This window comes from Lysobacter sp. Root76 (assembly GCF_001428685.1).
Lineage (GTDB): Bacteria > Pseudomonadota > Gammaproteobacteria > Xanthomonadales > Xanthomonadaceae > Lysobacter.
On the sequence record NZ_LMIK01000004.1, the window covers coordinates 467,560 to 479,444 of the forward strand.

Below are 11,885 nucleotides of genomic sequence, written 5' to 3' on the forward strand. Positions count from 1 at the left end.
GTTACTAGTTGCTGGTTACTGGTTGCTAGTCGCTGATTCCTAGTTGCTAGCCGCTAACTCCTTCACTCGTTACCGACACGGAATCGAATACGCAAGCCATGGCCACCACGCCCGCTCCCGTCGCCCTGATCACCGGCAGCGCCAAGCGCATCGGCGCCGCGATCGCGCGCGCGCTGCACGCCGACGGCTACGACCTGGCCCTGCACTACCGCGACTCCGGCCAGGCCATGGCCGCGCTCGCCGCGGAGCTCGAAGGCCTGCGCCCGGGCAGCACCCTGACCCTGCAGGCCGACCTGGCCGAATTCGACCGCCTGCCCGAGCTGGTCGCGCACACCGTCGGCCGCTACGGCCGCCTCGACGCCCTGGTCAACAACGCCTCGGGCTTCGCGCCGACGCCGATCGGCAGCGCCACGCCGGCGCAGTGGGACGCGCTGTTCGCCAGCAACGCGCGCGCCCCGTTCTTCCTGGCGCAGGCCGCGGCGCCGCATCTGAAGCTCGCGCGCGGCGCGATCGTGAATATGGTCGACATCTACGCCGAGCGCCCGCTGCGCGACCACAGCCTCTATTGCATGGCCAAGGCCGCGCTGGCGATGGCCACGCGCGCGCTGGCGCTGGAACTGGCGCCGGACGTGCGGGTGAACGCGGTCGCGCCGGGCGCGATCCTGTGGCCGGAGCCCGGCGCCGACGGCGCGGACAAGGACGAAGCGGCCAAGGCCGCGATGCTGGCTCGCACCCCGCTGGGGCGTACCGGCAGCGCCGAGGAAATCGCCGAGGCGGTGCGCTGGCTATTGCGTGAGGCGCGCTATACCACCGGGCAGGTGCTGCGGGTGGACGGCGGACGGCTGTTGGCGGATTGAGCGCCGGCTCTTCCGCTCTCTCTCGCCTGCGCGAGAGGGGCTAACGCCGATATCGCAGCCGATTCTCCCTTCCCCCGCCTGCGGGAGAAGGTGCCCGAAGGGCGGATGAGGGGCGTGCCGAGCTTGAAAGCCTCGCGCTTGCCGCGAACCCTCACCCCAACCCCTCTCCCGCAAGCGGGAGAGGGGCTAACGGCGATGTCGCTGCTGATTCTCCCTTCTCCCGCCAGCGGGAGAGGGACTAAGGAAACGACTTACTTGGCCTTGAACGCCGTCTGCAGCTCCAGCGCGCGGAACGCGGCCGGGGCTTCGCCTTCGGTGGCGTAGCGATACAGCGCGGCCGAGTAGATGCCGCTCAGCGCCGCCTGGTACACGCCCAGCAGCAACACCGCGACCAGGAACACCGCGCCGACCGCGATCGCCAGACCGACCGAGGCCTGCGCCGCGAGGAACGACAAGCCCACGCCGGCCGCGATCACCAGGAACATGATCAGGCCGAACGCCGCGCCGATGCCGACGTTGCCGATCGCGTTCTCGCCCCAGGTCTGCTTGAGCAGGCCGATGCTGCGCTTGAGCGCGTCGATCGGGCCGACGTTCTGGCTCACCAGCACCGGCACCACCATGAAGGTCGCCAGGGTCCAGGCCGCGCCCAGGCCAGAACCGATCATGCGCACGATGAAGTTGTTGTCGCGGTCCTTCAGCGATTGCAGGATCAGGCCCACGGTCGCGGCGATCGCGGCGTAGCCCAGGATCGCCGGCAGGCGCGACTTGGCCGCGTCGAAGCCGTCGCGCAGGGTCGGGTCGCCTCCGTCGAGGCGGATCATGGCCGCACCGACCAGGGCGCAGTTGAAGAAGATGATCACGCTGTACTGGCAGAAGTAGAACAGGAAGCCGAACACGATCCCGCCCACGCCGACGCCGTTCTCGAACAGGCGCAGCGCGAACATCGGCACCAGGAAGGTCGCCAGCACCACCAGCGTCGCCAGGCTGGACAGGACCGGGAACAGCATCAGTCCCTTGTCGGAGCGCAGCACTCCGGCGCTGGCCTTGACCAGTGCCCAGCTACGCGAAAATTTTTCGAACATCGTGTGCTCCCCCGTGGATGAATGGACGCATGCTCGGGCCAAACTCGGCACATCGCAAGCGTCAGCCGTCACCGGCCCGACCGGCGGCGTCTGCGAGAGCCAGGACGATGCTCGGCGGCGGATGTGACCGGCCAGGCGCCGCACGCGACAGCGACCCTGCGGCCGCTTGCTTGCTTGGCAGGTAGATCCGAGCCGCAGCGCGACTCAGCCGCCGATGTCGGCGACCACCGCCGCCTGATCGTGGTCCGGATGCGCGCGCCACAGCTCCGCCAGGGTTCGGCCGTCGCCCGGCACCACCAGGTCCGGGGCGATGTCGGCCAGCGGCCGCAGCACGAAGGCGTGCTTCAGCTCCGGACGCGGAATGCGCAGATTGCCCGGGCCTTCGAGCAGACGGTCGTCGTACAGCACGATGTCGATGTCCAGGGTGCGGTCGCCGTAGCGCGGGCCGGTGCGGACGCGGCCGTGGCGGTCTTCCAGCGCGTGCAGCCAGTCGTTGAGCGCCTGCGGTTCGAGCTCGCTGTCGACGATGGCCGCGCTGTTGTAGAAATCGGCGCCGACGAACCCGACCGCACGGGTGCGGTAGACCGGCGACAGCACCACCTCGCCGAAGCGTTCGCGCAGTGCCGCGATTGCGCCGCGCAGGTGCTCGGCGGCATCCAGATTGCTGCCGAGACTGAGATAAGCCTTGCCCATCGCTGTATCCGGTGCGCCCGGCCGGCGGCGGGGCGGAAAGTGGGAAGCCGCGGCGCGGCTCAGGCGGCGTCGCGTTCGCGCACGATCGTGACCCCGACCGCGCGCGCACCGCGCACCGCGCCGGGCTTGCTCAGCTTCAGCCGCACCCGGCGCACGCCGAACTCCTCGATCACGACCGCCGCGATGCGCTCGGCCAGGGTTTCGACCAGGCCGAAATCCGACTGCGACACGTACTCGACGATGCGCTTGCTGACCGCCTTGTAATTCAAGGTGTCCTCGATCGCATCGGTCGCGGCCGGGATGCGGTTGTCGAACGACATTTCCAGATCGAACACCAGCGGCTGGCGGATGCGCCGCTCCCAGTCGTAGATGCCGATCAGCGCCTCGATCTCGAGGCCTTCTATGAAGACGTGGTCCATTGGGGATTCGACAGTCGGGCTCGGCGGCCATTGTCGCGCAGAATCGCGATCGCGCCGCGCTCGTGGCCGGCGGCGCTCAAGCGTGGCGATCGATGCGGCCGCTCACACCGCCGGCAGTTCCGCCATGTCCCAGCGCGGCGTCACCATCACCGCCGCGTCCTCGTGCTGGCCGGCCTGCAGCCGCAGCGCGCCGGCGTAGGCGATCATCGCGCCGTTGTCGGTGCAGAACGCCGGCCGCGGGAACGCGACCCGGCCGCCGCGGCGCTGCGCCATCTGCGCCAGGCGTTCGCGCAGGCGCTTGTTGGCGCCGACGCCGCCGGCGACCACCAGGGTCTCGCAGCCGGCCGCGTCCAGCGCGCGCCCGCACTTGATCGCCAGGGTCTCGACCACCGCGTCCTCGAAGCCGCGCGCGATGTCGGCCATGGTCTGCTCGCTTTGGTCGCTGTCGCGCCAGGCCAGCAGGACCTGGGTCTTGAGGCCGCTGAAGCTGAAGTCCAGCCCGGGGCGGTCGGTCATCGGCCGGGAGAACTTATAGATGCCGGGCCGGCCGCGCTCGGCCAGGGCGGCCAGCTGCGGTCCGCCCGGATAGGGCAGGCCCATCAGCTTGGCGGTCTTGTCGAAGGCCTCGCCGGCGGCGTCGTCCAGGGTTTCTCCCAGCAGCCGGTAGCGGCCGATGGCCTCGACCGCGACCAGTTGGGTATGCCCGCCGGACACCAGCAGGGCCACGAACGGCGGCTGCGGGCGGCCCAGCGGGTCCTCCTCCATCAGCGGCGCCAGCAGATGGCCTTCCATGTGATGGACCGCGACCGCGGGCAGGTCCAGGGCCCAGGCCAGCGAGCGCGCGACCCCGGCCCCGACCAGCAGCGCCCCGACCAGGCCCGGGCCGGCGGTGTAGGCCACCCCGTCCAGATCCGAGACCTGCAGGCCGGATTCGTCCAGGGTCTGGCGGATCAGCGGCAGCAGCTTGCGCACGTGGTCGCGGCTGGCCAGTTCAGGGACCACCCCGCCGTACTCGGCATGCAGGGCGATCTGGCTGTAAAGTGCGTGCGCGCGCAGCCCGGTGGCGGTGTCGTAGACCGCCACTCCGGTCTCGTCGCAGCTGGTTTCGATGCCGAGGACTTTCATGAAAGGCCCGGCTTTGCTGGGGTTTTCGCCTTCATGGGGCGCTATGTTGCACCTTCCGCGGCCCCACCGCTATAATGCACGGCTCGCCCGGTCTGTACGGGCCGGTCCCCGAATCCGAGATCACGTATGCCCAGCGTCAAAGTCCGCGAAAACGAGCCTTTTGAGTTTGCCCTGCGCCGCTTCAAGCGCACCTGCGAGAAGGCCGGTGTTCTGGCCGAAACCCGCAAGCGCGAGTTCTACGAGAAGCCCACCCAGGAGCGTAAGCGCAAGGCCGCTGCTGCGGTGAAGCGTCAGGCGCGCCGCGCCTCGCGCGACGTCACCAAGCGCCAGCGCTTGTACTGATCGCGCATCCCGCGCAGCCCCACCGTTCGCGGGCGGGGCCGGCGAGGGATGACCAACGAGCCGGCTGCGCCCTGCGCCGCCGGCTTTTTGCGTTTCGGCCGCCCCCCGGCCGTCGCCCCCCCCCTTTCCCACCTTCCGGCACCACTTCAGGAGCGCGCCATGAGCCTCAAGCTACGACTCACCGACGACATGAAGGCCGCGATGAAGAGCGGCGACAAGCACAGCCTGGGCGTGATCCGCCTGATCAACGCCGCGATCAAGCAAAAGGAAGTCGACGAGCGCATCGAACTCGACGACGCCGCCGTGATCGCGGTGCTCGACAAGATGGTCAAGCAGCGCCGCGACTCGGTCAGCCAGTACGAGGCCGCCGCGCGCGAGGACCTGGCCGCGATCGAGCGCGAGGAAATCCTGGTGATCGAGCGTTACGTCCCGGCCAAGCTCGGCGAAGCCGAGATCCTGGCCGCGATCGACGCCGCCATCGCCGAAACCGGCGCCGCTTGCCCGGCCGACATGGGCAAGCTGATGGGCCCGCTCAAGGCCAAGCTCGCCGGCAAGGCCGACATGGGCCAGGTGTCGGTGCTGGTGAAGCAGCGCCTGGCCGGCTGAGCCGCCCTCGCAAGACCTGACGAAGCCGGGCATGCCCCGGCTTCGTCGTTTCCGCCGCGGGGCTTTCCGCCCGACCGCCGGGACTTGCCGCGCATGGCATCCTAGGACTTGGCCCTCACGAGCACGACGCCCCCCTTCGGGCACCCGACGCATGGCCCGCATCCCCGACGCCTTCATCGACGACCTCCTCGCCCGCTCCGACATCGTCGAGCTGATCGGCGCGCGCGTGCCGTTGAAGCGTCAGGGCAAGGAATACTCGGCGCGTTGTCCGTTCCACGACGAGCGCTCGCCCTCGTTCACGGTCTCGCCGACCAAGCAGTTCTATCACTGCTTCGGCTGCGGCGCGCACGGCACCGCGATCAGCTTCCTGATGAACTACGACCGCCTCGAGTTTCTCGATGCGGTCGAAGAACTGGCCAAGCGCATCGGCGTCGAAGTCCCGCGCGACACCCGCCAGCGCAACGAGGACTCCGACAGCAGCGATCTGTACGCCGCGGTCGAGGCCGCGTCCAAGTTCTTCCAGAAACAGTACGGCCTCAGCGGCAAGGCCCAGGGTTACCTCGACAGCCGCGGCGTCAGCGCCGACATCCGCGAACGCTTCGCGATCGGCTACGCGCCCGACGGCTTCAACGCCCTGCGCGACGCGCTGGGCACCGACGAGCGCCGGATGAAGCTGCTGGAGCGCGCCGGCCTGTTCTCCAAGAACGACAGCGGCCGCGTCTACGACAAGTTCCGCGACCGGGTGATGTTCCCGATCCTCGACCGTCGCGGCCGCGCCATCGCCTTCGGCGGCCGCGTGCTCGACAAGGAGGACGGGCCCAAGTACCTCAACTCGCCCGAGACCCAGCTGTTCCACAAGGGCCGCGAACTCTACGGCCTGTGGCAGGTGCGCCAGGCCCACAACAAGATCCCGCGCCTGATCGTGGTCGAGGGCTACATGGACGTGGTCGCGCTGTTCCAGCACGGCGTCGACACCGCGGTCGCCACGCTCGGCACCGCGACCACGCCCGACCACGCCGAACTGCTGTTCCGCAACGCCGCCGACGTTTACTTCTGTTTCGACGGCGACCGCGCCGGCCGCGGCGCGGCCTGGAAAGCGGTCGAATCGGTGCTGCCGCGCATGAAGGACGGCCGCCAGGCCTTCTTCCTGTTCCTGCCCGAAGGCGAGGATCCGGATTCGATCGTGCGCAAGGAAGGCGCGGAGGGTTTCGACGCGCGCCTGCGCGAGGCCGTGCCGCTGTCGCAGTTCCTGTTCGACTCGCTCGCCGCCGACGTCAACCTCGGCACCCTGGAAGGCAAGGGTCGCCTGGCCGAACGCGCCAAGCCGCTGCTGGCGCAGATTCCCGATGGCGCCTTCGGCGACCTGATGCGGCAGCGCCTGACCGAACTCACCGGCGTCGGCGCGCGCGCCAGCACGCCCGACACCCACGTGCCCGCGCAGCGCGCACGCGCGGGCGCCAGCGCGCCGACGCAGAAGCGCTCGCTGGTGCGCGCGGCGATCGAACTGCTGCTGCAGCAACCGGCGCTGGCCTTGGAACTTCGCCCGCCCTACCGCTTCGCCGCGCTGCGCCAGAACGGCATCGAGCTGCTGACCGAGATCGTGGAACTGGTGGTGTCGCGTCCCGACATCAACACCGGCGCCCTGATCGAGCACTTCGCCGAGCGCGAGGAAGCCAAGGCGCTGCAGAAGCTCGCCGCGGGCAGCTTCGTCGGCGACGAACAGATCATCACCCGCTACTTCCTCGGCACCATGAGCCAGCTCGAACTGCAGGCGGTGGAACAACGCCAGGCCGAGATCGCCGACAAGCTGCGCGAACTCGGCCCTTCGTCGCTGGGCGCCGAAGAGCGCGCCGAGATCGCGCGCCTGCTGCAGGACGCGCGCGCGCTGCGTTCGCAGATCGCCGGCTACTCCGGTCCGGCGCTCTAACGGCATCCGAGTTCGCGCCGAGTGCGGTTTGCCTTCGGCTTACCGCAGCCTATCGGCGCGCACTCAACCCCAGACTTCGCTCATCACCCGCTTGAAGTTTCCGCCCAGGATCTTGCCGATGCGCGCATCGGAATGCCCGCGCGCCGACAGCATCGCCGCCAGGGTCTCGAAACGGCGCGGATGGTTGAGGTCGGGCAGGAGCAGGTAGACGTCGTCGGCCTCGCCCGGCGCCGAAATGCCCAGCGCCCGGCGCTCGGCGATGAACTTGCGGTGATCGCGCTTGTACTCCGGCGTCAGCCTGGTCGCCGCCACCGTACCGTCGCTGCCCAGGCCCACGTGGTCCTCGCCGCAGATCTTGACCGCGTGCTCGAGGTGCGCGATCAGATCGGCCGCCATCGGCTGGCCTTTCATGCGCAGGAACGGCATCAGGTAGATCCCGACCACGCCGCCGCGTTCGGCGACCGCACGCAATTCGGCATCGGTCTTGTTGCGCGGCAGGTCGGCGAGCGCGGCGCAGCCGGTGTGGCTGATCACCGCCGGCGACTTCGACGCCGCGATGCCTTCCAGCGCGGTGCGGCGGCCGCTGTGGGCCAGATCGACGACGATCTTCTTCTCGTTCAGGGCCTCGACCAGCTTGTGGCCGAACTTGCTCAGCCCCGCGTCGCCTGGCTCCAGGCAACCGTCGCCGACCAGGTTGCGCAGGTTGTAGGTGAGCTGCACCACGCGCACGCCGCTGCGATGGAACACGGTGATGCGGTCCAGGTCCTCGCCGATCGGCGTGGTGTCCTGGAAGCCGTAGATCAAGGCGGTCTTGCGTTCGCTCTGCGCGTGCTGCAGATCGGCGCCGGTGCGCGCCAGCAGCAGTTGCTCGGGATGGCGGGCGATCTCGTCGTCCCAGGAAGCGATCTGCGCGATCGTCTCCTCGAACGCGTCCTTGTAATGCCCGACCGGCGCGACCGTGACCTGCAATGCGCTCAGCCCGGACTCGCGCAGGTCGCCCAGTTCCGGCGCGCTCAGCGGCGCGTCGCCTTGGTGGTCCTGACGGCCGATGGTGCCGCAGGCATCCAGCACGAAGGCATCGGCGTAGGGCGCCCAGCGCGGCGGCGGCGCGAACGCCTGCGCGTTGCGGGCCAAGCCGGCGAGCGCGAGGCTGCCCGCGCCGATCAGAAAACCGCGACGGTCGATCATCCCCACACCTCGGTCATGACACGGGCGAAGTTGCCTCCCAGGATCTTAGCGATACGCGCATCCGGATGGCCGCGTGCCGAAAGTAATCCGGCCAGGGTTTCGAAGCGGTCGGCGGTGTTGAGGTCGGGCGCGAACAGCAGCAGGGTGGGGTCGCGGCCCTTTTCGAAGATGCCGTCCCCGATCATGCCTTTGACCATCTCGGTGTTTTCCTTGACGTACTCGGGCGTGACGTCTACCGCCGACACGTTGATATCGGTGCCGATGCCGACATGGTCCTCGCCGCAGACCTTGATCGCGTACTCGATATGCCGGATCACGTCGGCCGAGGTCTGCTGACCCTGCTCGCGCAGGTAGGGCCAGAAGATGATGCCGGCGACGCCGCCCCGGTCCGCCAGCAGCTTGAGCTCGGCGTCGTGGACCATGCGCGGCACGTCGGACAGCGCGCGGCAGCCGGTGTGTCCGATCAGCACCGGCGCCTTCGAAGCCAGGATGCCCTCGCGGATGGTGCGCTGCGCACCGTGAGCGAGGTCGACCACCATCTTCTCGGCGTTGAGCCGCTCGACCACCTGATGGCCGAAGTTGCTCAAGCCGGCGTTGCCCGGCTCCATGCAGCCATCGCCGACCAGATTCCGGCGGTTGTGGGTGAGCTGTAGCACGCGCAGACCCTGCTCGCGGAACTGCGCGATGCGCTCGACGTCTTCGCCCAAGGGCTCGGCGCCCTGGAAGGTGAAGATGATGCCGACCCTGTTCTCGCGCTCGGCCTGCTTGAGGTCGGCGCCGTTGCGTACCAGCAACAGCACGTCGGCGTGGCGCGCGATCGTCGCCTTGCAGTCTTCGACGCGCTGCTTGGCCTCGGCATAGGCCTGGTCGGTGTACCAGAACCGTCCCTGCGGCGCGAGACTGGCCATGATCCCGCTGAGCCCGCACTCGCGCAGCTGCTGCAGCGCCTTGGGAACGTCGGAGTCGCCTTCCTTGAGATAGAACAGCTCCGAGCCGCTGAGGGCGTCGATCGCGAGCGTGTCGCGGTATCGCGGCCAGCGCGCCGGCGCGGCGGCGGCGGCGAACGTGGGCCCGGTGGCTGCGGCCAGCGCGGTCAGCCCGGCCGCACCGAGGAATTCGCGTCGATCGATCATGCCTGCCCTCTCCCTGTGGACGTCGCGCCGACTCTAGCGCAGCCGTTGCGGCCCGGCCGACCGTTTCGGCGCATGGCGGTATCGGCGCCTCGCGGGACGGCTCGCGGCGCCTGGCCTCACGCGGCCGCGATCGCCTCGATCTCCAGCAGCCAGGCGCTGTCGTAGATGCCGACCACGACCACCGTCAGCGCGGGCGGATGCGGCAAGCGACCCAGCAGCTCCTGGCGCACTTCGCGCGCGGCGTCGCGATCCTCACGGCGGGCCAGATAGACCGTGACCTTGACCAGATGTTCGTAGCCCAAGCCCGCGGCCTTCAGCTGCGCGCCGACGTTACGCCACGCCAAGCGGCACTGGTCGCGGAAACCCTCGGGCACCGCGCCTTCGGCATCGGCAGGCACCTGCCCGCTCACGAACAGCAGGCGCTGCGGCGCGCGCACTTCGGCGGCTTGCGCATAGGTGCCGTCGGCCGGCGCGTAGCTGCGGCGTCGGACCGTCGCAGGGGCCGGGGCTCCCGCCTTGGCGGCTACGAACGGCGCCCACAGGCCCAGGCCGGTGATGCAGAAATCTCGTCTGTCCATCGTCCAGGCTCCGTTCGGGTCACGGCGCACTATAACCGTTAAAACTTGTTTTACCGGAATGACGGCGCTAGGCTGACGACGGCCCCATTCCAGGACCGCTCGGATGCGCGCACGCTGGCTGATCCCCGTCCTTTCATTGCTGCCGTTGTCGGCTCTGTCCTGTCATGCGCAGGCGGCATCGCCGCAGCGCTGGACACCGACCGCGATCGCCAGCGATCAGTACGAGTCCTCGCCGACATTCACACCGGACGGTCGCGAGCTCTACTTCATGCGCAGCGACCGCAGCTTCGGCCGCTACCGCCTGTTGATGTCGCGCTGCGAGAACGGTGCCTGGAGCGCACCGGTGCCGCCGCCGTTCGCGGGACCCGCCGCGGCGCAGGAAGCCGACCCTTACGTCAGCGCCGATGGCCGGCGTTTGTACTACGTGTCTTCGCGTGGCGGCACGGACCCCGACGATCTCGACATCTGGCGGGTCGAACGCAGCGCCGATGGCCTCTGGTCGAAGCCCGAGCGCCTGCCCGCGCCCGTCAACTCGACGGCTTCCGAACTGCTGCCGCGCGAAGACGCGGACGGGACCTTGTACTTCGGCTCTTCGCGCCCCGGCGGTCCGGGCCTGACCGACATCTACGTCGGCAGGCCGCGCAACGGCGGCGGCTGGGACGTGAGCCTGCTCGGGCCCCCGATCAGCACCGCCGAACAGGAATACGAAGTGGAGATTTCGCGCGATGGCCGCCAGCTGATCCTGGTCGGACAGCGCGGCGACGGCCGCTCGCACCTGTATCGCTACCAGCGCGAAGGCGGACGCTGGGTCGCGAACGGACGCGTACCCGCGCGCGAAGACGTGTTCCAGGTCGGACCCTTGCTGTCGCCGCGCGGCGATCGGGTGTTGTTCGGCCAGGTCGCCAGCGAACGCGACTCCGGCGAGCTGTTTCTCGCCGACCTGCAGCCGCAGGTCGATGCGGACTGGCCGCCGCGCTGCGGAGAGTGAGCGCGGCGTCTTTCGCGCCTCAGAGCACCGGCTGCAGCTCGAACAGCGGCGCCGGCTGCATGAACGGCAGCAGCCAATGGTCGACCAGCAAGAACGCGAACAGCGCCATCAGGTAGACGATGGAGTAGCTGAACACCTTCATCGCGTACAGCTCGTCCGGCGGGTTCATCAGCTTCCAGGCATAGCCCAGGAACACCGCGCCGAGCACCAGCGCGCCGCCGAGATAGAACAGGCCGCTCATGCCGGTCGCCCAGGGCAGCACGGTCACCGCCACCAACAGCACGGTGTAGAACAGGATCTGCCAGCGCGTGTACTGCACGCCGTGGGTGACCGGCAGCATCGGCACCATCGCGCGCGCGTAGTCCTCGCGGCGGAAGATCGCCAGGGCCCAGAAGTGCGGCGGGGTCCAGACGAAGATGATCAGCACCAGCAGCAGCGCGTGCGGATCGAGGGTGCCGGTGATCGAAGCCCAGCCCAGCGCCGGCGGCGCCGCGCCGGCGATGCCGCCGATCACGATGTTCTGCGGCGTCGCCCGCTTGAGGAAGACGGTGTAGACCACCGCGTAACCGATCAGCGAGGCGAAGGTGAGGATCGCGGTCAGCGGGTTCACCCACAGCAGCAGGACCGCCATCGACAGCGCGGCCAGGATCAGCGCGAACACCAGCGCCTGGGCCGGCGTGATCTGCCCGGCGACGATCGGCCGCCACGAGGTGCGCGCCATCTTGGCGTCGATGCGCGAGTCCAGCAGCTGGTTGATCGCCGCGGCGCTGGACGCGGCCAGCCAGATGCCGAGGAAACCGAGCAAACCGCGCAGGGTCTCCTCGCCGGTGGGCACGCCGTCGACGGCGAGCAGCATGCCGACCAGGGCGGTGAACACGATCAGGGCGACCACGCGCGGCTTGGTCAGGTCCCAGTATTGGCGCAGGCTGGCGCGGGCGGCGGCCATG

The 11,885-nt window shown here is 69.3% G+C and carries 13 protein-coding genes; 5 read left to right on the top strand and 8 right to left on the bottom strand.

The features are described 5' to 3' along the window. The first annotated feature begins 98 nt into the window (after window positions 1-98). Window positions 99-857 (top strand): pteridine reductase, encoded by a 759-nt coding sequence (locus ASE10_RS07190; protein WP_056306084.1) that lies wholly within the window; start codon window positions 99-101, stop codon window positions 855-857. A gap of 251 nt (window positions 858-1,108) precedes the next feature. Here ASE10_RS07190 and ASE10_RS07195 read toward each other — a convergent pair whose 3' ends face one another. The 4 genes from ASE10_RS07195 to tsaD all read right to left on the bottom strand — a co-directional run bounded on the left by ASE10_RS07195 (window position 1,109) and on the right by tsaD (window position 4,176). Beyond that, a complete protein-coding gene (locus ASE10_RS07195) occupies window positions 1,109-1,939 on the bottom strand; it encodes a DUF6159 family protein (protein WP_056306086.1) in 831 nt (276 codons plus the stop codon). Between the two features lie 204 nt (window positions 1,940-2,143). Beyond that, a complete protein-coding gene (gene folK, locus ASE10_RS07200; protein ID WP_056306088.1) occupies window positions 2,144-2,632 on the bottom strand; it encodes a 2-amino-4-hydroxy-6-hydroxymethyldihydropteridine diphosphokinase in 489 nt (162 codons plus the stop codon). Window positions 2,633-2,691: 59 nt separating this feature from the next. Further along, complete coding sequence (gene folB, locus ASE10_RS07205; RefSeq protein ID WP_055901924.1) at window positions 2,692-3,051, bottom strand: dihydroneopterin aldolase; 360 nt, start codon at window positions 3,049-3,051, stop codon at window positions 2,692-2,694. Between the two features lie 102 nt (window positions 3,052-3,153). Further along, the gene (gene tsaD / locus ASE10_RS07210) at window positions 3,154-4,176 is read right to left on the bottom strand and encodes a tRNA (adenosine(37)-N6)-threonylcarbamoyltransferase complex transferase subunit TsaD (protein WP_055901927.1); all 1,023 of its coding nucleotides are present in this window, start codon (window positions 4,174-4,176) and stop codon (window positions 3,154-3,156) included. Window positions 4,177-4,302: 126 nt separating this feature from the next. Here tsaD and rpsU point away from each other — a divergent pair, with 126 nt between their 5' ends. From rpsU to dnaG, 3 genes are all read left to right on the top strand, one after another. Continuing rightward, window positions 4,303-4,518: a 30S ribosomal protein S21 gene (rpsU, locus tag ASE10_RS07215; protein WP_031371286.1), complete on the top strand. Its 216-nt coding sequence runs from the start codon at window positions 4,303-4,305 to the stop codon at window positions 4,516-4,518. Between the two features lie 159 nt (window positions 4,519-4,677). Beyond that, entirely contained in the window at window positions 4,678-5,124 is a 447-nt protein-coding gene (locus tag ASE10_RS07220) for a GatB/YqeY domain-containing protein (protein ID WP_056306090.1), read from the top strand. Between the two features lie 31 nt (window positions 5,125-5,155). Next, the gene (gene dnaG, locus ASE10_RS07225) at window positions 5,156-7,051 is read left to right on the top strand and encodes a DNA primase (protein ID WP_343123449.1); all 1,896 of its coding nucleotides are present in this window, start codon (window positions 5,156-5,158) and stop codon (window positions 7,049-7,051) included. A 63-nt stretch (window positions 7,052-7,114) separates the two neighbouring features. Here the strand turns inward: dnaG and ASE10_RS07230 are convergent, their stop codons facing one another. From ASE10_RS07230 to ASE10_RS07240, 3 genes are all read right to left on the bottom strand, one after another. Next, the gene (locus ASE10_RS07230) at window positions 7,115-8,239 is read right to left on the bottom strand and encodes a membrane dipeptidase (RefSeq protein WP_056306093.1); all 1,125 of its coding nucleotides are present in this window, start codon (window positions 8,237-8,239) and stop codon (window positions 7,115-7,117) included. Continuing rightward, window positions 8,236-9,372: a membrane dipeptidase gene (locus tag ASE10_RS07235; RefSeq protein WP_056306095.1), complete on the bottom strand. Its 1,137-nt coding sequence runs from the start codon at window positions 9,370-9,372 to the stop codon at window positions 8,236-8,238. The genes ASE10_RS07230 and ASE10_RS07235 overlap by 4 nt, the downstream gene beginning before the upstream one ends. 116 nt (window positions 9,373-9,488) lie before the next feature. After that, a complete protein-coding gene (locus tag ASE10_RS07240; RefSeq protein ID WP_082586066.1) occupies window positions 9,489-9,950 on the bottom strand; it encodes a RidA family protein in 462 nt (153 codons plus the stop codon). A 103-nt stretch (window positions 9,951-10,053) separates the two neighbouring features. On the opposite strand from ASE10_RS07240, the gene ASE10_RS07245 reads away from it, so the two are divergent. Then, window positions 10,054-10,938, top strand: coding sequence for a PD40 domain-containing protein (locus ASE10_RS07245; protein ID WP_056306097.1), 885 nt, complete (start codon window positions 10,054-10,056; stop codon window positions 10,936-10,938). A gap of 19 nt (window positions 10,939-10,957) precedes the next feature. On the opposite strand, the gene cyoE is transcribed toward ASE10_RS07245, so the two are convergent. After that, window positions 10,958-11,884, bottom strand: coding sequence for a heme o synthase (cyoE, locus tag ASE10_RS07250; RefSeq protein WP_056306099.1), 927 nt, complete (start codon window positions 11,882-11,884; stop codon window positions 10,958-10,960). Between the last annotated feature and the right edge of the window lies 1 nt (window position 11,885).